This window comes from Caballeronia sp. PC1 (assembly GCF_021353155.1).
Lineage (GTDB): Bacteria > Pseudomonadota > Gammaproteobacteria > Burkholderiales > Burkholderiaceae > Caballeronia > Caballeronia cordobensis.
The window spans coordinates 1,449,956-1,472,228 of the sequence record NZ_JAJUBH010000001.1; the positions used below are offsets into that span (position 1 = coordinate 1,449,956).

Annotated in this window: 22 protein-coding genes; 12 read left to right on the top strand and 10 right to left on the bottom strand. The window is 65.9% G+C overall.

Translation table 11 applies throughout. From position 1 onward, the window contains the following. Positions 1–68: 68 nt before the first annotated feature. Positions 69–521 carry a CBS domain-containing protein gene (locus tag LY284_RS06975; protein ID WP_014191054.1) on the bottom strand — a complete coding sequence of 151 codons (453 nt, stop codon included), beginning with the start codon at positions 519–521 and terminating at the stop codon, positions 69–71. 248 nt (positions 522–769) lie between these two features. Between LY284_RS06975 and LY284_RS06980 the strand changes: the two genes are divergently transcribed. From LY284_RS06980 to LY284_RS06990, 3 genes are all read left to right on the top strand, one after another. Continuing rightward, positions 770–2,107 carry an O-acetylhomoserine aminocarboxypropyltransferase gene (locus LY284_RS06980; protein ID WP_041731003.1) on the top strand — a complete coding sequence of 446 codons (1,338 nt, stop codon included), beginning with the start codon at positions 770–772 and terminating at the stop codon, positions 2,105–2,107. After that, on the top strand, positions 2,104–2,940 hold the full coding sequence (locus LY284_RS06985) for an alpha/beta fold hydrolase (RefSeq protein ID WP_041730300.1): 837 nt from the start codon (positions 2,104–2,106) through the stop codon (positions 2,938–2,940). Before LY284_RS06980 ends, LY284_RS06985 begins: the two co-directional genes overlap by 4 nt. Positions 2,941–3,076: 136 nt before the next feature. Further along, complete coding sequence (locus LY284_RS06990; RefSeq protein ID WP_014191051.1) at positions 3,077–3,397, top strand: Mpo1-like protein; 321 nt, start codon at positions 3,077–3,079, stop codon at positions 3,395–3,397. Here the strand turns inward: LY284_RS06990 and LY284_RS06995 are convergent, their stop codons facing one another. After that, positions 3,398–4,705 (bottom strand): YihY family inner membrane protein, encoded by a 1,308-nt coding sequence (locus tag LY284_RS06995; protein ID WP_014191050.1) that lies wholly within the window; start codon positions 4,703–4,705, stop codon positions 3,398–3,400. Positions 4,706–4,811: 106 nt separating this feature from the next. Between LY284_RS06995 and wrbA the strand changes: the two genes are divergently transcribed. The 5 genes from wrbA (at position 4,812) to LY284_RS07020 (ending at position 8,999) form a co-directional block, all read left to right on the top strand. Further along, positions 4,812–5,432 (top strand): NAD(P)H:quinone oxidoreductase, encoded by a 621-nt coding sequence (wrbA, locus tag LY284_RS07000; protein WP_014191049.1) that lies wholly within the window; start codon positions 4,812–4,814, stop codon positions 5,430–5,432. Continuing rightward, positions 5,429–5,824, top strand: coding sequence for a DUF2069 domain-containing protein (locus LY284_RS07005; RefSeq protein ID WP_014191048.1), 396 nt, complete (start codon positions 5,429–5,431; stop codon positions 5,822–5,824). Before wrbA ends, LY284_RS07005 begins: the two co-directional genes overlap by 4 nt. Before the next feature lie 160 nt (positions 5,825–5,984). After that, a complete protein-coding gene (locus LY284_RS07010; RefSeq protein ID WP_014191047.1) occupies positions 5,985–7,439 on the top strand; it encodes an FAD-binding oxidoreductase in 1,455 nt (484 codons plus the stop codon). Beyond that, positions 7,436–8,239, top strand: a complete 804-nt coding sequence (locus LY284_RS07015) for a metallophosphoesterase (protein WP_014191046.1) — start codon at positions 7,436–7,438, stop codon at positions 8,237–8,239. Before LY284_RS07010 ends, LY284_RS07015 begins: the two co-directional genes overlap by 4 nt. A 49-nt stretch (positions 8,240–8,288) precedes the next feature. Beyond that, positions 8,289–8,999, top strand: coding sequence for an SOS response-associated peptidase (locus tag LY284_RS07020; protein WP_014191045.1), 711 nt, complete (start codon positions 8,289–8,291; stop codon positions 8,997–8,999). A 9-nt stretch (positions 9,000–9,008) separates the two neighbouring features. Here LY284_RS07020 and LY284_RS07025 read toward each other — a convergent pair whose 3' ends face one another. Further along, a complete protein-coding gene (locus tag LY284_RS07025) occupies positions 9,009–9,173 on the bottom strand; it encodes a hypothetical protein (protein WP_175582455.1) in 165 nt (54 codons plus the stop codon). 121 nt (positions 9,174–9,294) lie between these two features. Continuing rightward, complete coding sequence (locus LY284_RS07030; protein WP_014191044.1) at positions 9,295–10,233, bottom strand: LysR family transcriptional regulator; 939 nt, start codon at positions 10,231–10,233, stop codon at positions 9,295–9,297. Positions 10,234–10,461: 228 nt separating this feature from the next. On the opposite strand from LY284_RS07030, the gene LY284_RS07035 reads away from it, so the two are divergent. From LY284_RS07035 to LY284_RS07050, 4 genes are read left to right on the top strand one after another with little or no spacing between them, the layout of a single operon-like run. After that, on the top strand, positions 10,462–11,916 hold the full coding sequence (locus tag LY284_RS07035; protein WP_231927716.1) for an efflux transporter outer membrane subunit: 1,455 nt from the start codon (positions 10,462–10,464) through the stop codon (positions 11,914–11,916). A gap of 2 nt (positions 11,917–11,918) precedes the next feature. Continuing rightward, positions 11,919–14,120 (top strand): FUSC family protein, encoded by a 2,202-nt coding sequence (locus LY284_RS07040; protein WP_014191042.1) that lies wholly within the window; start codon positions 11,919–11,921, stop codon positions 14,118–14,120. Beyond that, positions 14,107–14,310, top strand: coding sequence for a DUF1656 domain-containing protein (locus LY284_RS07045; RefSeq protein ID WP_014191041.1), 204 nt, complete (start codon positions 14,107–14,109; stop codon positions 14,308–14,310). Before LY284_RS07040 ends, LY284_RS07045 begins: the two co-directional genes overlap by 14 nt. A 41-nt stretch (positions 14,311–14,351) precedes the next feature. Then, positions 14,352–15,215: an HlyD family secretion protein gene (locus LY284_RS07050; protein WP_014191040.1), complete on the top strand. Its 864-nt coding sequence runs from the start codon at positions 14,352–14,354 to the stop codon at positions 15,213–15,215. Positions 15,216–15,274: 59 nt separating this feature from the next. On the opposite strand, the gene LY284_RS07055 is transcribed toward LY284_RS07050, so the two are convergent. The 6 genes from LY284_RS07055 to aruF form a co-directional block, all read right to left on the bottom strand. Continuing rightward, positions 15,275–16,090 carry an ABC transporter substrate-binding protein gene (locus tag LY284_RS07055; protein WP_375294237.1) on the bottom strand — a complete coding sequence of 272 codons (816 nt, stop codon included), beginning with the start codon at positions 16,088–16,090 and terminating at the stop codon, positions 15,275–15,277. A gap of 243 nt (positions 16,091–16,333) precedes the next feature. Next, a complete protein-coding gene (gene astE, locus LY284_RS07060) occupies positions 16,334–17,350 on the bottom strand; it encodes a succinylglutamate desuccinylase (RefSeq protein WP_041730294.1) in 1,017 nt (338 codons plus the stop codon). After that, on the bottom strand, positions 17,334–18,674 hold the full coding sequence (gene astB / locus LY284_RS07065) for an N-succinylarginine dihydrolase (protein ID WP_014191037.1): 1,341 nt from the start codon (positions 18,672–18,674) through the stop codon (positions 17,334–17,336). The genes astE and astB overlap by 17 nt, the downstream gene beginning before the upstream one ends. A 27-nt stretch (positions 18,675–18,701) precedes the next feature. Then, positions 18,702–20,174 carry a succinylglutamate-semialdehyde dehydrogenase gene (astD, locus tag LY284_RS07070; RefSeq protein WP_041730292.1) on the bottom strand — a complete coding sequence of 491 codons (1,473 nt, stop codon included), beginning with the start codon at positions 20,172–20,174 and terminating at the stop codon, positions 18,702–18,704. Positions 20,175–20,186: 12 nt separating this feature from the next. Next, entirely contained in the window at positions 20,187–21,215 is a 1,029-nt protein-coding gene (astA, locus tag LY284_RS07075) for an arginine N-succinyltransferase (protein WP_014191035.1), read from the bottom strand. Next, a complete protein-coding gene (gene aruF, locus LY284_RS07080) occupies positions 21,212–22,258 on the bottom strand; it encodes an arginine/ornithine succinyltransferase subunit alpha (protein WP_014191034.1) in 1,047 nt (348 codons plus the stop codon). The genes astA and aruF overlap by 4 nt, the downstream gene beginning before the upstream one ends. Positions 22,259–22,273 lie beyond the last annotated feature (15 nt).

Below are 22,273 nucleotides of genomic sequence, written 5' to 3' on the forward strand. Positions count from 1 at the left end.
ATGATGAACTCTGCGCAAGATATCGGCAATGCCGCGAAGCGCGGAACTTCGCGGCACATCGTCAAATTTCAACGCGCTTCTTCCTGCTGCTCGGGCCAGTCGCGGATATACGCCTTCAGCATGCGATTTTCGAAGCCCTGCTCTTCCACGACGGCCTTGGCCACGTCGTAGAACGAGATGACGCCCATCAGCTGACGCTTTTCCATGACCGGCAGATAACGCACGTGATGTTCGAGCATCATGCGGCGCACTTCGTTGACGTCCGTTTCCGGCGTACAGGTGAGCGGATGGTCGTCCATGATCTTGCGGATGGTCGTGGTGCCGACCGCGCCGCCATTGTTGTGCAGCGTCAGGATGATTTCGCGGAAAGTCAGCATGCCGACCAGGTCGCCGTACTCCATGACCACGAGCGAGCCGATGTCGTGCGCCGCCATGGTGTCGACCGCGTCGGAGACCGGCGTGTCCGGCGTCACCGTGAACAGCGTGTTGCCCTTTACTTTAAGAATGTCGCTGACTCGCATGACTGTCTCCTCGCGAAATGCCGGTGCCTGTGCCCAAACGTTGATGAAACGATGAGTCGATGCTATCGGAAAGACCCGCAAAAGGAAAGCCGGGCGCGCCGCCGGATCGCCCGCACTGGCCGAACGGACAAGGCTTTGCACGATTCGCGGCCGCGCGTTCGCCCTAGGTTTGGGCGCGCGCATCCGATGTTACGATGATTGACCCTCATTTTCGCCGCATGCCGCCTCAGGCGCGCCGGCCGTCCATGATGCCAGCCAATCGTTTCGACACGCTCGCGCTGCACGCGGGCGCCGCGCCCGACCCCGCCACCGGCGCGCGCGCGACGCCGATCTATCAGACCACGTCGTTCACGTTCCGCGACTCCGATCACGCCGCCGCGCTCTTCAACATGGAGCGCTCGGGGCATGTGTATTCGCGCATTTCGAATCCGACCGTGGCCGTGTTCGAGGAACGCGTGGCCGCGCTCGAAGGCGGCGCCGGCGCGATCGGCACGGCGAGCGGCCAGGCCGCGCTGCATCTGGCGATCGCGACGCTGATGGGCGCGGGCTCGCACGTGGTCGCATCGAGCGCGCTCTACGGCGGCTCGCACAATCTGCTGCATTACACGCTGCGGCGCTTCGGCATCGAGACGACTTTCGTGCCGCCGCACGATCTCGACGCGTGGCGCGCCGCCGCGCGGCCTGAAACACGGCTCTTCTTCGGTGAAACGCTCGGCAATCCCGGGCTCGACGTGCTCGACATCGCGGGCGTAGCGGAGATCGCGCATGAGCACGGCGTACCGCTACTCGTCGATTCCACGTTCACGACGCCTTACCTCCTGCGCCCGTTCGAACATGGCGCGGACCTCGTCTATCACTCCGCGACGAAATTCCTCGGCGGGCACGGCACGACGATCGGCGGCGTGCTCGTCGATGGCGGCACGTTCGACTTCGCGGCGAGCGGACGTTTCCCCGAATTCACCGAGCCTTACGAGGGCTTTCACGGCATGGTGTTCGCCGAGGAAAGCACCGTCGCGCCGTTCCTGCTGCGCGCCCGTCGCGAAGGCCTGCGCGATTTCGGCGCGTGCCTGCATCCGCAGGCGGCGTGGCAACTGCTTCAAGGCATTGAAACTTTGCCGCTGCGCATGGATCGGCATGTCGCGAATACGCGCAAGGTGATCGAGTTCCTGCTGAAATCGCCGGCGGTCGAGGGCGTGGCCTATCCCGAACTGCCGACGCACCGCGATCACGCGCTCGCCGCCCGCCTGCTGCCGCGCGGCGCGGGCGCGGTGTTCAGCTTCGATATCAAGGGCGGCGTGCCGGCGGCGCGCAAGTTCATCGAAACGCTCACGCTCTTTTCGCATCTCGCCAATGTCGGCGACGCACGCTCGCTCGTGATCCATCCCGCTTCGACGACGCACTTCCGCATGGATGCCGCCGCGCTCGCGGCCGCTGGCATCGGGCCGGGGTGCGTGCGCCTGTCGATCGGCCTCGAAGATCCGGACGATCTCATCGACGATCTCAGGCGCGGACTGAAGGCGGCGCAAAAAGCCGCCGAAAGCGGCCAGGACGCGAACGCGCCCGCGCCGCTCGGGAGCCGCGCATGAACATCGACATGGCAGGCGCGAAAGGCCGCGCGACGTATGCCTACACCGGCGGCAAGACCTTCGACGCCGCGCGCCCCGCCGTCGTGTTCATTCACGGCGCGGAGCACGATCACAGCGTGTGGGCCTTGCAAACGCGCTATTTCGCGCATCACGGCTTCGGCGTGCTCGCGCTCGACCTGCCGGGCCACGGACGCACCGGCGGACCCGCGCTGTCCACCATCGGCGCGCTCGCGGACTGGGTGATCGCGGTGCTCGACGCCGTGCGCGTGCAAAAGGCGCTTTTCGTCGGCCACAGCATGGGTTCGCTGATCGCGCTCGACGCCGCCGCGCGCCATCCCGCGCGCGCGATGGGGCTCGCGCTTCTCGCGACCGCCGCGCCGATGCACGTCTCCGACACGCTGCTCGACGCCGCCCGCGAGCACGAGCCCGAAGCGATCGACATGGTCAATCAGTGGTCGCATTCGACGATCGCCGCCAAGCCGTCGAGCCCCGCGCCGGGGTTCTGGCTGCAAGGCGTGAATCAGCGGCTGATGGAGCGCGTGAGCCTGCGCGGCGAAGCACAGCTTTTCCATACCGATTTCAGCGCCTGCAACAGCTACGCCGATGCGCTCGAACGTGCCGCCGCCGTGCGCTGTCCGGTGTGCGTCGTGAGCGGCAGGCGCGACGCGATGACGCCGCCGCGCGCCGCACGCCCGCTCGTGGATGCGCTCAGGCAGACAGGCGCGGCCGTGCAGACGGTGGAGCTGGACGCCGGCCACGCGCTGATGTCCGAGCAGCCCGACGCCACGCTCGACGCGCTTTTCGCGTTCGCGCTCGGCTGCGCCAAAGCCTGACCCAAGCGGACTGAACGCCTCGCACGGTGCGCCACACAAGCCCGCTGCCCCCGCTTGCACGGCGCGCACGACCGTCGCAGAATGAATCTTGCTGGCTCGTCATCTGACACCGGCAGGCATCATCAGGGAGGCCGTCATGGCGCACACCGCACACGGAGAACATTTCGCGAATTTCGCCGAGTTCTATCCCTTTTACCTCGACGAGCACCGCAACGTCGTTTCGCGCAGGCTGCACTTCGTCGGCTCGCTGGGCGTGATCGGCTGCCTCGCGATGGCGGTCGCGACCGGCGACTGGCTCTGGCTGCCCGCGGCCGTCGTCTGCGGCTACGGCTTCGCATGGATCGGCCATTTCTTCTTCGAAAAGAATCGCCCGGCGACGTTTCGCCACCCCATCTATAGCCTGATGGGCGACTGGGTGATGTTCAAGGACATCTGCGTCGGCAAGATTTCGATTTAGTCACGCGGGCTGCTCGGGCATCGACGAGCGCGGCAGGTCACGCATGCGCGCGCTCGTGAGCGCCGACGCCCGCGCGGCGATCAGCGAGCCGAGCGTGATTTCGAGCTTCTCGTTCTCGAGCGCGTTCATGAGCGCGCTGCAATCCACCTGCGCCGCATCGAGCTTCAACTGATACTCCAGCTCCGCCCGGTCGATCACGAACTGCTCGAACAGCATCGTCACCGTGATCTGACTCGGATTGGCGATCAGCACATAGCGCGGCTGGCGCGAATCCTCCAGCCGGCCGATCCAGCCGAGCGCATCGAGCCGCGCGATCAGGCGCGTAGACGTGTCCAGATCGCAGCGCGCGAAGCCGGAGAGTTGCAGCGCCGTATAGCCGGGCTTGCCCTCGTCGCGCGCCTCGACGAGCCGCGCAAGAATTTCGAGCGCATCGAGCAGATCGCTGCCCGGAAAATCGCGCCGATGATACTGCCCGGTGCGAATCGCGGGCAGCGCGGACGTGACCATTGCCCCGACGAGCGCGATCATCCAGCACAGATAGACCCACAGCAGGAACACCGGCAGCGCGGCGAACGCGCCGTACACGGCGGTGTAGGTTGGAATGCGCCGGACATAGGAGCCGAAGCCGCGCTTGCCGAGCTCGAAGGCAATGGCCGCGATGATCCCGCCGACGATCGCGTCGCGCCACTCGACCCGGCAGTTGGGCATGTAGACGTAAATGATGGTGAACGCGAGCGCGGTGAGCGGCAGCGAGACGCCGGTCAGCGCCCATTCGACGATCGGCGGCATCAGATTGTGCGAGCCGGCGAACGCGACCGAATGCGCGAACACATACGAGGAGATCGACAGGCTGCAGCCGAAGAGAATCGGCCCGAGCGTGATGATCGACCAGTAGACGAGCACGCGCTGCGCGATCGGGCGCGCCTTCTTCACGCGCCAGATGACGTTGAACGCGGACTCGACCGTCATCATCGTCATGACGGACGTCACGAAGAGGATGATCATGCCGACGGTCGTGAGCCCCTTCGCCTTCGACGCGAACTGGTTCAGATACTTGAAGATCTGGTCGTTGATCTGCGGCGGCATCAGGTGCACGGCGAGAAAATCCTGCAGCGACGCCTGAAACGAGCCGAAGATCGGAAACGCGGTGAAGAGCGCGAAGGCGACCGTCGCGAGCGGCACGAGCGACAGCACGCTCGTGAACGTGAGGCTGCCCGCCACCTGCGCCACGCGGTCTTCGCCGAGCCGCCGCGCGACGAAGCTCGCGAGACGCCTGACCGCGGCGAGATCGATGAAGGAATGCTGCAAACGCTTCTCCCGTCGTGGCGGCGCCGTGCGCCGAGTTCGCACTGAGGCCGCGCCGCGCCACGAAAATCACTCAATACCTATAATAGCCGTTCACTAAAAAAGCCTTATGAACGACATCCTCGTGCTTTACTACAGCCGCCACGGCGCGACCCGGGAGCTTGCGCTCGCGATCGCCCAGGGCGTCGACAGCGTTCCCGGCATGCAGGCGCGCGTGCGCACGGTGCCGCCGGTCTCCACCGTCTGCGAAGCCACGCGGCCCGACATTCCGGCCGACGGCCCGCCCTATGCGGAGCTGCGCGATCTCGAAGAATGCGCAGGTCTCGCGCTCGGCTCGCCGACGCGCTTCGGCAACATGGCCGCGCCGCTCAAGTATTTCCTCGACGGCACCACGCCGCAGTGGCTCTCCGGCGCGCTCGCCGGCAAGCCCGCGAGCGTCTTCACCTCGACCGGCAGCCTGCACGGCGGCCAGGAGAGCACCCTGCTTTCCATGATGCTGCCGCTGCTGCATCACGGCATGATGATCGTCGGCATCCCTTACACCGAATCGCGGCTCACCACCACGCAAAGCGGCGGCACGCCGTACGGCGCGTCGCATCACGCGCGGGCCGGCGGCGATGAAAACCAGCGCCACGGCATCTCCGCCGACGAAAAAGCGCTCGCCATCGCCCTCGGCGCGCGGCTCGCGCGCACCGCGCTCAACCTCGTGCGCGGCGCCCGTTCGGCATGAGTTCGCCCGCGCAGGCATCGCGGCCGAATTCCGCGTTCGCATTCGGCGCGCTCGCGAGCCTCGTTGCGCTCATCGCGCTCACGGTTCTCTGGGAACTGTGGCTCGCGCCGCTGCGCCCCGGCGCGTGGGCGCTCGCTTTGAAGGCGCTGCCGCTCGCGTGCGCGCTGCCGGGCGTCGCGCGCAAGCGCCTTTACACGCTGCAATGGGCGTCGATGCTCGTGCTGCTCTATCTCGCCGAAGGCATCGTGCGCGGCATGACCGATGCGGGGTTGTCCGCGTCGCTCGCCTGGCTCGAAGCGCTCTTCGCCGTGGCGTTTTTCGTCTGTGCGCTCGCCTATGTCGCGCCGTTCAAGCGAACCGCGCGCATGAACGCACGTGCGAAAAAAAGCTAGTCTGTCCGCTTTTTTCGCGACGAATCCGCCGGGGCGTGCAGCTTTGTAGCACGAATCGGCGGCCAGCGCGCGACCCTATGCCATTCGGACGAGGGTCGCGCGCGGCCTGCCTGCGCGATACTGTGGACTACGCTCTATCCGGATCTCTGTTCATTTCCTCATGACTGCATCTCAAGCTTTCCTCGCCGCTTGCGCCGATGTGCTCGGCGCGCCGCACGTCCTGACTAGTTCGACCGATACCGAGCCCTATCTCGTCGACTGGCGCAAGCGCTACCGCGGCGAGGCGTGCGCCGTGCTTCTGCCCGCCGATACGGACCAGGTCGCCGCGGTCGTGCGGCTCGCGCGCGAGCATCACATTGCGATCGTGCCGCAAGGCGGCAACACCGGACTCGCCGGCGGCGCGACGCCCGATGCAAGCGGCGCGCAGGCCGTCATCAGCCTCAAGCGGCTCAACCGCATTCGAGGCATCGATCCGCACAACAACACGATCACCGTGGAAGCAGGCGTCGTGCTCGCCGAGATTCAGGCGCGCGCGCAAACCGCACAGCGCCTCTTTCCGCTGAGCCTCGCGGCCGAAGGCAGTTGCACCATCGGCGGTAATCTGTCGACGAACGCGGGCGGCACCGGCGTGCTGCGCTACGGCAACACGCGCGAGCTATGCCTCGGCCTCGAAGTCGTCACGCCGCAAGGCGAAATCTGGGACGGCCTGCGCGGCCTGCGCAAGGACAACACCGGCTACGACCTGCGCGATCTCTTCATCGGCGCGGAAGGCACGCTCGGCATCATCACCGCGGCCGTGATGAAGCTGCATCCCGCGCCGGTCGCAAAAGTCACGGCGCTCGCCGGCCTCGCCTCGCCGCACGCCGCGCTCGACTTTCTTTCGCTGGCGCAACATCACGCGGGCGCGCTTTTGACCGGCTTCGAGCTGATGTCCGATTTCTCGATGCGCCTCGTCGGCCGGCACTTTCCGCAACTGCGCTATCCGTTCGGCGAGCCGCACGCGCAAACCGTGCTGCTCGAACTCTCCGACAGCGAAAGCGAAGCCCATGCGCGCGCCCTCTTCGAACGGCTGATGGAAGACGCGCTGGAAAAAGGCATCGTCGAGAACGCGGTGGTCGCGGAGAGCCTCGCGCAATCGCGCGCGTTCTGGGACTTGCGCGAGCACATTCCGCTCGCGCAGGCCGAGGAAGGCCTGAACATCAAGCATGACATCGCCGTGCCCATTTCGAGCATCGGCCGCTTCATCGACGAAACCGATGCGATCATCGCGAAGGCCGTGCCCGGCGCGCGCATGGTGACGTTCGGCCATCTCGGCGACGGCAATCTGCATTACAACGTGCAGGCGCCGGAAGGCGTCGACCAGAAGCAGTTCCTCGTCGAGCATCAGACGCCGATCAACGCACTGGTGTACGACCAGGTGCACCGGCATCGCGGCAGCATCAGCGCGGAGCATGGCCTTGGCCAGTTGAAGGTCGATGAAGCGATGCACTACAAATCGAGCGTTGAAGTGCGGCTCATGCAGGCCATCAAGGCCGCGCTCGATCCGGACAATCTGATGAACCCCGGCAAGGTCGTGCGTCTTGGCGCCGCGCCCGGCAAGGAGAACCTCGCATGAAGATTCGCGTGCTGTCGGACCTGCATCTCGAATGCGACGAGCCGCTGGCGATTCCCTATGCCGAGGCCGATCTCGTCGTCCTGGCGGGCGACATTCATAACCACGCCGAAGGGCTGCGCTGGGCGGCGGAAAACTTCGATGCCGATACGCCCGTCATCTACGTGCCCGGCAATCATGAGTACTACGACGCCGAGTTCGGCGCGATGGAAGCGGCGATGCAGGACGCCGCGCGCAGCGTCGACAACGTGCACTATCGGAATAACGCGTCGCTGGTCGACCGGCGCGGCGCGTGGCGCGTGCTCGGCACGACGCTCTGGACCGACTTCGCGCTCTTCGGCTCGGGTGCTGACGAGATCGAAGCCGCCAAGGCCGCGTGCACGAAGGTCATGCTCGATTACAAAGGCCTCATCCAGCTCGCCTGGCCCGAGCCCGACGGCGAGCCGCGCGAGTTCGCGCCGGACGATTCCCTCGCGCTGCACGAACAGGCCCGCGCATGGCTCGAAGCCGAGCTTGCAAAGCCGTTCGCGGGCCAGACGATCGTCGTCACGCATCATGCGCCGATGCGCGAAAGTCTCGCGCCGCGCTATGCGGAAGATCTCGTCTCGGCGGGCTTCGTCAACCATCTGCCGACGCTCGCCCGCACGCCCGCGTCACTGTGGATTCACGGGCACACGCATACGTCGTTCGATTACGTCGTGGGCGGCACGCGCGTCGTGTGCAATCCGCGCGGGTATTTCAGCCGCCGCACGCAGCAGTGGGAAAATCCGGATTTCGCGTGGGACAAGGTCGTCGAGATTTAGGGAAATCGACAAGGCATCAGACCGAGGTTGGACTTTGCGGAGGAACGCCATGTGCGGCCGAATCAGCCAGTACCGACTGCCGATGCATTACGCGCAGCGCCTGCATCTGAAAAATCCGTTCGTGCTCGTGGATGCGGCCGACAGGCGTCCCGGCTATAACCTCTCGCCCGGCACGCATCCGCTTGCCGTCTATCCCGACGAGACCATCCGCGCGGTGCATTGGGGTTATTGCCCGCCGTGGGCCATCCAGAAAAAGCTGCCGCAGACGATCAACGCGCGCGTCGAGACCGCCGCGACGAGTGCGTATTTCAAGCATCTGTGGAAGAAGGCGCGCATTCTCGTGCCGGCCGACGGCTGGTTCGAATGGCGCATCGAGCCGCGCCCCGGCGATCCCGCGGCGAAGCCCTTCAAGCAGCCCTACTTCATCCGGCGCGCGGATGACGAGCCCATGTATCTCGCCGCGCTCACGAGCATCCTGAGCGACGAGGACGCCGCCGCGCCCGGCGCAGGCTTCGTCATCGTGACGGCCGCCGCCGACGAAGGACTCGTCGATGTCCACGATCGCCGCCCGCTCGTGTTCTCGCCAACCGTCGCGCGGCGCTGGCTGGATGCCGGCGCGTCGCTCGAAGACGTGGCCGCGCTCGTCAGGTCGGACGGCGTGCCGGCGTCGCACTTCGTCTGGCATCGCGTTTCGACCGATGTGAATCGCGCGACCAACGATGAGCCGCGGCTCATCGAACCGCTGGAAACCCTGCTCTGAAAAAGGCGATTAGCGGTCGTACGGGTCGCGTTCGTCCTTGATGCGCACCGGCACCAGACGCCGCTTCGCGTCGCGTTCCGACTGGGCGCGCATGGCGTTGAAGAGATCGCGCGACGCCGGAACGGCGATCAGCACGAGAAGCGCGGCCAGTGCGAAAAGAAGTGGCGTACTCATTTGACTTGCCCCGGTAAAAGATGCGATTGAACAGCCCTGAAAGTATCAAGCTGCGGACAAACTGTGAGTAAGCAAGTGTTGCGCCGCGCTTTTTTTCGTAACCGAACGCCGCTTCCACCCTTCAGGCGACGACGAATTCCTTCAGCGATTCGGCATCCGCGGCGAGCGTGTCGGGCAGCGCGTCGCGCAAAAACTCGACCCACGTGCGGATCTTGGCGTCGAGATACTGGCGCGACGGATACAGCGCGTAGACGTTCAGCTCCTGCATCGTGTATTGCGGCAGCACGCGCACGAGCGTGCCCGCGCGCAGGCCCGGCAGCGCGGACGACGTCGGCAGCACGCCAATGCCCATGCCCTCGCGGATGGCCGCGCCCATCGCCTCCGCGACGTTTACCGTGAACGTCGACGGGCCGAGGCTCACCGTCTCCTGACCGTTGGGGCCGTCGAAGACCCAGCGGTCCGGCGGAAACACCGGCGTCATCAGATGCAGGCACGTGTGGCGCACGAGATCGGAGAGCACGTGCGGCGCGCCGTGCTTCTCGATATAGGCCGGCGACGCGCATGCGATGCTGAACACCGTCCCGAGCCGCGCCGACACGAGCCCGGAATCGGGCAGGTCCGAGGCCAGCACCACGGACACGTCGTAACCTTCGTCGAGCAGATCCGGCATGCGCTGCGCGAGCGTCAGCTCGACCTGCACCGCCGGATGGCGCTGCTGATAGCGCGAGATCATCGGCACGACGTAATGCTGGCCGAAGCTCGTCATCGAGTGGACCTTGAGCTTGCCCGACGGACGCGCGTGGGCGTCGCCGGCCTCGGCTTCCGCCTGATCCACATAGGCAAGGATCTGCTCGCAGCGTTGCAAGTACCGCTCGCCCGCTTCGGTGAGCGCGATGCGCCGCGTCGTGCGATTCAGCAAGCGCGCGCGCAAATGCGCTTCGAGGTCCGACACGGCCCGCGAGGCATAAGCCGTCGTGGTGTTGAGATGCTGCGCCGCCGCCGTGAAGCTGCCCGCTTCGACGACCCGTACGAATACGCGCATGTTTTGGAGCGTGTCCATACTGCCTTCCCGACTTCAAGAACTGTTTGTGACTCAAATTGTTGCACGATTGGCAACAACGATTATCACACCATTCGTAAAAATGCTTTGCATTCTTACGGGTTATTCGACAATCTCCGTAAAAATATAATCGCCTCCTGGGATCTAATTCGAATTCGGGAGTGAATCGTGCGAGGGCGAGTGTTCCGTAAGACTGCTACAGCCGCGGTTCTTACAACAATCTTGATAATGGCCGGATGCGCGAGCACCGGCAAGATCGCGCCGCAGGATTCGCTCAAGGATGCCGCCACGCTCGACGCCGGCAGCGCGATCCGCGCCGCCAATGCCGACGCCCAGTGGCCCGACGCGCAATGGTGGCAGGCCTATCGCGATCCGCAGCTCGACCAGTGGATCGCGCGTGCGACGAGCGGCAACCCGACGCTCGCGATGGCGGCGGCGCGCGTGCGCGAGGCGCAGCAACAGGCGGGCGTCGCGCGCTCGGAACTGCTGCCGCATGTCGATGGCGCGATGGGCGTGTCGCGCAAGAACTGGCCCAACAACGATTTCTACGGCCCCGGCCCGTTCGCCGACACGACGACCTGGGACAACACCGCCGGCCTCACGCTGTCCTACAACCTCGATCTCTGGCACCGCGACGACAACAATGCCGAGCGCGCACTCGACGTCGCCCACGTGCGCGCCGCCGATGCCCGCGCCGCGCAACTCGAGCTCGAAACGAATATCGTGCGCGCGTATATCGGCTTTTCGCAGTCGTTTGCGCTGCTCGATATCGCCGAGGACACGCTCGCGCAGCAGGAGCGCATCGCGGATCTCGCGCGGCGGCGGCTCAAAGGCGGCCTCGGCACGCAACTGGAACTGACGCAGGCCGAAACGCCCTTGCCCGAATACGAGCGCCAGGTCGATATCTACAAGGAAGGAATCCTGCTCGCGCGCAATCAGCTGGCCGCGCTCGCGGGCGAAGGCCCGGGCGCGGGCGAGGCGCTCACGCGTCCGGCGCTGTCGCTCGCGACGCCGCTGCCGCTGCCTTCCGCGCTGCCGGCCGAGCTCGTCGGTCATCGCCCGGATATCGTCGCGGCGCGCTGGATGGTGGCGGCACAGGCGCGCGGCATCGATGTCGCGAAGGCCGGTTTCTATCCGAACATCAATCTCGCGGCGTCGCTCACGCAGGCTTTTGCGGGCGGCGCGTTGCTCAGCTTCCTGACGCGCGATGCGTCCGGCTACAGCTTCGGCCCGGCGATCTCGCTGCCGATCTTCGAAGGCGGGCGCCTGCGCGCGCAACTCGGCGCGGCCTCGGCGCAATACGATCAGGCCGTCGATCATTACAACGCGACGCTCGTCGCCGCCCTGAAAGATATCGCCGATCAAGTCGTGCGCGTGCATTCGCTCGACACGCAGCTCGAAGCGTCCGGCCGCTCGGTCGCGGTCGCGCGCAAGAACTACGATCTGGCCAACGAAGGCTACAAGCGCGGGCTCACCGATTATCTGAACGTGCTCATCGCGCAAACGCAATTGCTGAAGGCGCAGGACGGCCAGGCGCGCGTGCGCGCGCAGCGGCTCGCTTCATATGCGACGCTCACGTCGGCGCTCGGCGGCGGCCTCGACGATCCGTCGAACGGGCCGGAGGCGACCGCGCTCGCGCCGTCGCAGCATATCGGGCCGTTCTCGAAAGCGAAGCGGGACTGAGCATGGCCACGCCCGCTTCCTTCATCGAACGCCGGCCGCTCGCGCATGCCCTGCTCGACTGGGCGCGCACCGACGGCCTCGCGTGGGTCTATATCTTCAAGGCCGTGCTCGCGGCGCTCTTGTCGCTGTGGATCGCGATGCGCCTCGACATGGCGCAGCCGCGCACCGCGATGACCACCGTCTTCGTCGTGATGCAGCCGCAAAGCGGCATGGTGCTCGCGAAAAGCTTCTATCGTTTCTGCGGCACGATGGTCGGCCTCGTCGTGATGATGATTTTCATCAGCCTGTTCTCGCAGCAGCCGGTCCTGTTCCTGTCGGCGACGGCGCTCTGGGTCGGCGTCTGCACGGCGGGCGCGGCGCGCAACCGCAACTTCCGCTCGTATGGCTTCGTGCTCGCGGGCTACACGGCGGCGCTGATCGGCATTCCGGCGGCGCAGCATCCCGAGGGCGCGTATCTGACGGCGCTCACGCGCGTCAGCGAAGTGACGCTCGGCATCGTCTGCGCGGGCGCGGTGAGCGCGCTCATCTTTCCGCAGCATGCGGGCGAGCAAGTGCGCAACACGGTGCGCCGCCGCTTCACGCAGTTCGTCGATTACGTGTGCCGCGCGCTGTCGGGCAACATGGAGCGCGCGCAGATCGAGCGGACGAATCTCGCGTTTGTCTCGGATATCGTCGGCTTCGAGGCAGCGCGCAGCGTCGCGGTGTTCGAAAACCCCGAGTCGCGCATGCGCGGCGGGCGGCTCGCGCGCCTGAACAGCGAGTTCATGAGCGCGTCCACGCGCTTTCACGCGCTGCACCAGTTGATGAACCGGCTGCGCGAAAGCGCATCGGCAACGACCATCGCCGCACTGGAGCCGTTCTTTCGCGAAGTGCCGCCGCTCTTTTCCCTCTCGGGCGAGCCGGTCAGGAACGCTGCCGACGCCGCGCGCGCCGCCGCCCAGTTGCGCGATTACAAGGCGGCGTTGCCCAGGCGCGTGCGCGAGGCGCGCAGCGAACTCGAAGCGAATCCGGACTTCGTGCAACTCGAATTCGATACCGCAGCGGAACTGCTCTACCGCTTCGTCGACGACATGCTCGCCTACGCCGACACCTACGCGTCGCTGACTGCGCCGTCGCACGAACGCGAGCACTGGATCGCGCGTTACGTGCCGAAGACCAACATGTTCGCGGCGGCCATCTCGGGTTTGCGCGGCGCGGCCGTGATGCTCGTGCTCTCCGCGTTCTGGATCGAAAGCGCGTGGCCGAGCGGCGGCACGATGGTGCTCAACGCCGCGGCCGTGTGCGCGCTCGCGTCGTCTTCGCCGCGGCCCACGCTGATGTCCGCGCAGATGGCGTTCGGCACGCTGCTCGCGGCCATCGCCGGCATGATCGTCGTGTTCGGCGTGTTTCCGCACATCGACGGCTTCGCGCTGATGTGCGCCGCGCTCGCGCCCGCGCTGCTCCTCGGCGCGTATCTGAGCACGCGGCGCACGCTCGCGGGCGTGGGCATCGGCTATTGCATCTTCTTCTGCTTTCTCGCGGGGCCGGACAATCTCGTCCATTACGATCCGACCGGCTTCATGAACGATGCGCTCGCGCTCGTGCTGTCGATGATCGTCGTGGCGATCGCGTTCGCCGTGCTGCTGCCGACCGACGCGCCGTGGCTGCGTCATCTGTTGCTCGGCGACTTGCGGCGCGAGGTGGTGAGCGCGCGCCGCGGGCGTCTTTCGAGCCTCTCGACGCACTTCGAAAGCCGCACGCGCGATCTGCTCGCGCAGATCAACGCGCTGCCCGCGAGCCGCCCCCAACAGCAACGCGACGCGCTGCAATGGCTCTTCGCCGTGCTCGAATTCGGCAATGCGGTGATCGATTTGCGGCGCGAGATCGCGGCGCTCCCGGGCGAGCCGCGCCACGCCGCGTCGCTGCCGTGGCGGCGCGCCGTCGACGCGACGCTCGACGCCGTCGCGCGACTGTTCGACCGGCCGAACGCCACGCGTTTTCAGGCCGCGCTCGCCGCTGCCGTGCGGGCGATCGCCGAGACGCAGACGCTGCTTCTCGAAACCGGTTCATCGCGCGAGGAACGGCATCGGCTGCAACGCATCGTCAGTCATCTGCATTTCATCCGCACCGCGCTGCTCGATCACGAATCGCCGTTCGCGCCATTCGCACGCGATGCGCGCGAGCGTAACGACACGCCCGAAGGAGCGCCCCATGCTGCCGCGTAACGTCTCGATCCTCGAAGCCTATGTGCCGACGATCCTCCTGCTTTTCATCGCCGGCGCGATGATCACGTGGATCGTCGACCGCGCGCTCTCGCTGACGGGCCTCTATCGCGTCGTATGGCATCCAGCGCTCTTTCGCGCGAGTCTGCTCGTCTGCATCTGCGGCGCGCTCGGGCTCTATGCGTATCGCTGATCGGCGGCATCCATTTATACAAGCTGAAAAAGAGTTGCATCATGATTCTCAGAAAAATCATCGGCCTGGTTTTGACCATTGCGATTTTTGCGGCCGCGCTCGTCATCGGGCGCGTGCTGTGGGTGCATTACATGGACGAGCCGTGGACGCGCGATGGCCGCGTGCGCGCGGATGTCGTCAACGTGGCGCCGGACGTGTCGGGCGCGGTCGTGCAGTTGCCCGTGCGCGATAACCAGCTCGTGAAGAAAGGCGATCTGCTGATGGAGATCGATCCGTCGCATTATCAGATTGCCGTCGAGCAGGCGCAGGCGAATGTCGCGGCGCGCGTGGCCGAGCTGCGCATGCGCCGTGCGGACGCCGCGCGCCGCGCCGACATGGACAGCCTCGTCGTATCGAAGGAAGCGCGCGAAAACGCGATGCAGACCGCATCGACCGCACAGGCGCAGTTGCAGCAGGCGCAGGCCGCGCTCGATGCCGCGAAGCTCAACCTCGAACGCACGAAGGTGTTCTCGCCGGTGGACGGCTACGTGACGAACCTGAACGTGTTTCGCGGCGACTACGCGACGGCGGGCGCGGCCAAGCTCGCGATCGTGGACAGTCACTCGTTCTGGGTGTACGGCTACTTCGAGGAAACGAAGCTGCCGCATGTGCGCATCGGCGACAAGGCGTCGGTGCGGCTGATGAGCGGCGGCGAGCTCAAGGGGCACGTCGAGAGCATTTCGCGCGGCATCTACGACCGCGACAATCCGCAAAGCCGCGAACTGCTCGCCGATGTGAACCCGACCTTCAACTGGGTGCGGCTCGCGCAGCGCGTCCCGGTGCGCGTGCATATCGACGAGGTGCCGGACGGCGTGCTGCTGAGCGCGGGGACGACGGCGACGGTGATCGTGACGCCGTCGATGTGATAAAAAAAGCCCGCTCCGGATCGCTCCCGAGCGGGCTATTCATATACCGCCACGCGGCCTTACTTCAACACCACCTTCACATCGAAATACTTCGCGGCGAAGCGATCGATGGTCCCGTCGTCCTTCAGTTCCTTCAGCGCGCGATTGAGCGCGTCCTTCAGCGCCTTGTCGTTCTTGCGCACGCCGAAGCCCACGCCCGAGCCGAGCAGCTTGTCGTCCGTCACGGCCGGACCCGCGAACGCGAAGCCCGCGCCCTGCGGCTGCTTCAGAAAGCCCTTCGACGCCGCCTCGGCATCCTGGAACGCGGCATCGAGACGGCCCGAGGCCAGATCGGCGTAGATCTGATCCTGCGCCTGATACGACTCGACGTCGATGCCCGCGGGCGCCCATTTCGCCTTCGCGTACGTTTCCTGGATCGAGCCTTGCAACACGCCGACGCGCTTGCCCTTGAGGCCATCGACGGTCGGCAGAATCGGGCTGCCCTTCTTCGCGATGAGCTGATTCGGGATCGTGTAGATCGGATCGGTGAAGTCGATCGCCACCTTGCGCTTGTCGGTGATGGTCATGTCCGAGTTGATGCCGTCGAACTTGCGCGCCTGCAACGCGGGAATCAGGCCGTCGAACGAATTCTCGACCCACACGCATTTCATCTTCAGCTTCGCGCACACCGCGTTGCCGATGTCGATATCGAAGCCCATCAGCTCGCCGCCCGGCGATTTCGATTCGAACGGCGCATACGACGCTTCGACGCCGAAGCGCAGTTCCTTCATGTTCTCGGCCGCGTGCGCATTCAGCGCGGCAGCGCCCGTCGCGACGGTTACGCCCAGAACCGCGAACGCGGCGAGCTTGCGGCTGATCCAATGCGATTCTTTCAACTCCATCTCCTTCCAAGTGCGGTTCAATCGAATGTCCGATGCGGCTTCTCGCCGTCGATGAAGCATCGCGGTGCAAAAGTTCGCGATCAAGCAAGAAAACGCCTAATGATGCGCCGCGTCAAACATTGGGGCGCGATTGTAGCGCGGGCGAAGGCGCGATACGCCGAATGCGGCGTATCGCGATTTGGCAAGCGGGTGTCGCGCTCATGCAAGTGCAAGAGCGTGCATACGCGCACCGGCCATTCAGGATAGCGAAGCGAGCGTGGCGTCGGTCGTATCGACGACCATCAAGCCGGCGCGCAGGCCCGGCTTCACTTTCGGATTCGGGAACACGATGCGCTCTTCATCGTGCGACACGCGATAGCAATATTCGCCGTCGCGCGCGAGTTCGGTGCCCGCAGGGAATGCCGTGAAGTTCGGCACATCGCTCGCGACATTCAGCACGAAACGCTCGCTGCGCTTGTCGATCTGCGCGACGACCGTGAACACGCGCAGCGGTGCGCGTTCCGAAGCCGCCGAGCCCGCGATCAGCCGGCGCAACGCCGCATCCGATGCCGCGAAGCGCGCGAGATCGTTTTCACCGAACGGCCGCACCTTGCCGAGTTCCAGCGTGCACGCGAGCGCGCCCGCTTCCTGCGCCGTGAAATGCGTAAACGTGCTGCCCTTTTCCCGATGCAGCAGCACGGCTTGCAGACGCGCATCGCGCAGCCAGTCGAACATCGCGCGGGCGAGCGGCGCGCCCGTGTGAGGCAGCAGCGCGAACTGCTCGAACACGGACGCGCGAATCGCCGTGTGCATGTCGATGTGCCACTTCGGATGCGCGGCGTCATCGAAGAAAGTGAGCGCGGCGCGCTCCAGTTCCGCGGCGCGCGGCGCTTCGCGGCTATCGCGCAAACTCGCGTGACGGCCGCTGAAAAGGCGATTGAGATCGTCCTCGATATAACGCTCGCCCGCGCGCATCGCGTCGATGTTGCCGAGGATCACGAGCATGCGCGCGGCAAGCGGCGCGCGGCCGTTCGCGATGTCCGCGACGAGCATAGACAGCATTTCGATGGGCGCGGTTTCATCGCCGTGAACGCCCGCCGAGGCGAGCACGCTGTGCGTCGGCGCGCCCGGCGGTTCGAGCAGCACGACGCCCTCGCCCTGCCACGCCCAACGCACGCCCGAAGCCGTCACGCCGCTTTCGACGGAAGGCCGCCCGCCCGCGAGCGTGAACGCGAGAAAGTCGTCGAGCAAGGACGAATCAGCGCTGGAAGTCATAAACGGAGCCCAGCCCGAGAAGGGTCGTCAGTTCGTCGAGCGCGGCGCGCGATTCGCCGAGCAGCTTCGGATCGGCGAGATCGGCGGGTGCGAGACGATCGCGATAATGCCGGTCGATCCACGCATCGAGTTGCGTGAAAAGCGTGTCGTTCATCCATACGCGCGGATTGACCGCCGCGCGCTCGGCAACGTTCAGCACGACGCGCAAGCGCAGGCACGCCGGGCCGCCGCCGTTTTTCATGCTCTCGCGCAGATCGAAGACGAGCACTTCGTCGATCGGCGTCTTGCGGCCGCCGAGCGAATCCAGATACGCCGCCACGCGCGCATTCTCGCGGCATTCCTGCGGCACGACCAGCACTTGCCGGCCATCCGCGCGCGACAACAACTGGCTGTTGAAGAGATACGACGAGACCGCGTCTTCCACGCTCACTTCGCTCGCCGGCACTTCGAGCGCGGTGAACGCCGCGCCCTGCGCGTCGAGCTTCGCGCGCAAAGCATCGTAGACGGCGTGCTGATCGACGAACGCGCGCTCATGACAAAAGAGCGTCGTGCGATTGCCGACCGCGATGACGTCGTTGTGGAACACGCCGGCATCGATCACGTCGGGCGACTGTTGCGCGAACACGGTGGCCTCGTCGGCGAGACCGTGCAGGCGCGCGACCGCGCGGCTCGCTTCGAGCGTCTGACGCGCGGGATAACGCTGCGGCTGCGGACCGCCGCCGTATTCGCTTTTCCCGTACACGAAGAATTCGACGCCCTTCTCGCCGTACTCGCGCGCAAAGCGCGTGTGATTCGCCGCGCCTTCGTCGCCGAGCGCGGGCGTGCCGGGCAGCGCGTGATGAATGCAAAAGCGCGATTCGTCGGCGAAGATCGCGGCAAGCGAGCGGCGCGTCTCGCCATGCTCGATCGCGCGATGCAGCTTCGCCGCGAGATTCGCGGGCGTGAAGTGCACGCGGCCGTCCGCCGTATCCGCCGATGGGCTCACGGTCGCGGCATTGGCCGTCCACATCGCCGATGCGGAGCTCGCCGCCGCGAGCAGTTCCGGCGCTTCGCGGGCGGCGCGCGAGACCACGGTCGCGTCATCGCCCGTAAAGCCGACGTCGCGCAGCAGTTTGATCGACGGCCGTTCGAGCGGCGGCAGCACGCCCTGATGAAAACCGAGATCCGCAAGCTGTTTCATCTTGCGCAAGCCCTGTTTCGCGGCGGCTTTCGGATTGGCCGTCGATTTCTCGTTGCTGCGCGACGCGACGTTGCCGAACGACAGCCCCGCGTAGTTGTGCGTCGGGCCCACGAGCCCGTCGAAGTTCGCTTCGGTTGCCTGCATGGTCATTCCCGCTGCTTGAAACGTGACTTAAAACGCAAGACCGGGCGAAACGCTCGCCGGCATCTGCAGTTGCGCGCTTTCCACCGACGCCATCGGATACGAGCAGTAGTCCGCCGCGTAGTACGCGCTCGGCCGCTGGTTGCCCGAACGTCCGACGCCGCCGAACGGCGCCGCCGACGACGCGCCGTTGGTCGGCCGGTTCCAGTTGACGATGCCCGCGCGAATCGTGCGCTGAAAATGCTTCCACGCGGCTTCGTCGTCGGCGAGCAGGCCCGCGGACAGGCCGTAGGCGGTGTCGTTCGCGCGCTCGATCGCTTCATCGAAGGTCTTGTAGCGCGCGACCTGCACCATCGGGCCGAAGTGCTCTTCGTCCGGCACGTCGCGGGCGTTCGTGACGTCCAGGATCGCGGGCGAGACGAAGCCGAGGTTCGGCGCGCGCTGCGTCATGTCGAGCAACGGCTTCGCGCCTCGTTCGATCAAGTCGGCCTGCGCCTGAACCAGACGCGCCGCCGCGCGCGCCGAGATCACCGCGCCCATGTACGGCTGCGGTTCCTCGTCGTACTTGCCGACGCGGATGTTCGCGCTCACGTCGATCAGGCGCTGCATGAAGCGCTCGCCGAAGGCATCGTCGGGCACGAACAGACGGCGCGCGCACGTGCAGCGCTGCCCCGCCGACAGAAACGCCGACTGAATCGTGTGATGCACGGCCGCGTCGATATCTTCGACGTTCGCGATGACGAGCGGATTGTTGCCGCCCATTTCCAGCGCGAGCACGATCTCGGGACGGCCGCCGAATTGCCTGTGCAGCAGCGTGCCGGTATCCGAGCTGCCGGTGAAGAACAGCCCGTCGATCTGCCGATGATTCGCGAGCGCGACGCCCGTGTCCTTCTCGCCCTGCACGAGATTGAGCACGCCCGCGGGCAGGCCGGCCTGAATCCATAGCGCGACGGTTGCCGCCGCGACGCCGGGCGCCAATTCGGACGGCTTGAACACGACCGCGTTGCCCGCAATCAGCGCCGGCACGATATGTCCGTTCGGCAGATGCCCCGGAAAGTTGTACGGCCCGAACACCGCGACGACGCCATGCGGACGATGCCGCAGCACCGCGACGCCATCGGCCATGGGCGCGCGCTTCTCGCCGGTGCGCTCGTGGTACGCCTGCACGGAGATATCGACTTTAGCGGCCATCGAGGCCACTTCCGTGCGCGCCTCCCACAGCGGCTTGCCGGTCTCGCGGCCAATGATGTTCGCGAGCGCTTCCTTATTCTCGTTGAGCAGCGAGGCGAAGCGTTTCGCGACGGCCACCCGTTCCTCGAACGACAGCGCGGACCACGACGCGAACGCGCGCCGCGCCGCCGACACCGCGCGGTCCACGTCGTCCGCCGACGCGCTCGTGCCCTGCCAGACGGTGTCATCCGTGCCCGGATTGCGCGATGCGAACGCCGCGCCCTTGCCTTCCTGCCACTGACCGCCGATATACAACTGGTTCGAAATTTCCATGTCGTCTCTCATTCACTTGGCCCGCGGATACGATGTCAGCACGCGCACCTGATCGCCTTCGTTCACGCGCAATGCGGCCGCTTCTTCCGATGTCAGCGTGAAATAGCCATCGGCGACCGCGCCCGTCGTCGCGCCGCAGCGGAAGTCTTCGAGCAGCGTGTTCGACACGAGGCTCTTCGCGTCGCCCGCCGCGCCATGCTCGCCGATCTTCACGCGCGCCAGCACGCTTTCGCGCACCGTGCGCAGATCCGCGACGTGGCATTCGAGCACCGGGCCCGCATCGAAAATATCGACGTGATTCTCGTAACGCAGCCCTTCTGCTTCGAGCATCTTGCGCGCGGGCGCGGTGTCCTTGTGCGTGACGCCGACCGCGTGTTGCGCGGTATCGGGCAACAGATCGAGATACACCGGATAGCGCGGCATCAGCTCGGCGACAAACGACTTCTTGCCGTGCGAGCTCAGGTAATCCGCTTCGTTGAAATCGATCTGGTAGAAGTGCGAGCCGACCGCGTTCCAGAACGGCGACTCGCCGTTTTCATCGAAATGGCCGCGCAGTTCGGCGCACAGGCGCTGCGGAAAACGATCCGTGAACTGCGCGATGAACATGAAGCGCGAGCGCGACAGCAAACCGCCCACGCCCGCCGTGCGATAACGCGGGCTCAGAAAGAGCGAGCACACCTCCGCGTAACCCGTCAGATCGTGCGAGATGTTGAGCAGCGACATGCGCGTCCACACGCCCATGTCCTTGCTCGCATGCACGACCGTGGATACGCGATAGTTGTAGAAAGGCTGCTCCAGACCGACTTCCGTTTCGATGCCGCACACGCCCGCGACATCGCCCGTCGCGGTGTCTTCCATCACGAAGAAATAGCCCGCTTCGAAAGCTTGCGCCTTATCTTCGAGCGTGCGGCGCGCCCGCTCGACACGCGCGGCCAAGGCCGGACGGTCCGGCTTGAACGTGGTGAGGCCCGGCCCCGTTTCGGAGGCGAGCCCGACGAGCGCATCGACGTCGCCCGGTTGCGTGCAACGCACGACGATCATTGCAATTCTCCCGATGCCTGATGCAACGGCACGCAACGCACCGTGTCCTTGTCTTCGACGCCGAGCGCGGCGCGCGCGGCGGGGTCGAGCGCGGCGCCGTCGGCGCGCGTGCCGGCGAGCGCGGCCACGATGCAGCGGAATTCGTGCGCGCCGCCCGCCGCGACGAGATACGGCGCGCCGCTCTCCGACGCGGCTTCGCGCACCGTGCGCAGCTCGCCTGACGCCGCCGACGCGCTTTTGCCGACGGCGATCGTGAGCACCGGGCCGGCATCGAAGATATCGACGAAACGATCCGGCTCGAAGCCTTCCTCGAGATGAATGTCGTAGGCGAGCAGCGTGCTTTCATTCGGCTCGCCCAGCACGCGCTGCGCTTCGCCGGGCAACAGAGGCACGTAGAGCGGATAACTCGGCATGACTTCCGCGATGAACGTGCGGCTGCGTCCGCCCGACTCCATTTCGACCTGCTCGAAATCGCGCCCGAAGAACTTGCGGCCGACCGCTTCCCAGAACGGCGATGCGCCGGACTCGTCGCTGACGCCGAGCATCAGCGAAAACACTTCGCTGGAAAAGCGCTTGCGGTTCGCGGCGATGTAGATCATGCGCGCGCGCGACAGCAGATGCGCCGCCGCTTCGCTCGCTTCGTTGCGCAGCGACGGATCGATATAAAAGCCCGTCAGGCGGCTCTTGCCCGTCAGTTCGTGCGACATCGTGAGCGCGTGGATCTTGCGGTTCACCTTGAGCTCGCGCGACGCGTGGATCAACGCATCGTTGCGAAACGCGTAGAACGGCTCGGAATAACCCGCCGATGCGACGATGCTCGACGTGCCGAGCAGCCGGCCCGTGTGCGCATCCTCCAGCACGAAGAGATAGAACTCCTCGCCCGGAAATTCCACTTCGGCGCGAAACGAGTCTTCCGAGAGCGCGACGCGCGTTTCGAGCGCGCGCCGGTCGCGCGGCAGCGAATGCAGCACCGGAACCGCGGCGCGCGCCATGCGTTCGAGCTCGTCGAGATCGGCGAGTCTTGCGGGACGGACGAAGAGCATGATCGGGTTCCGTTC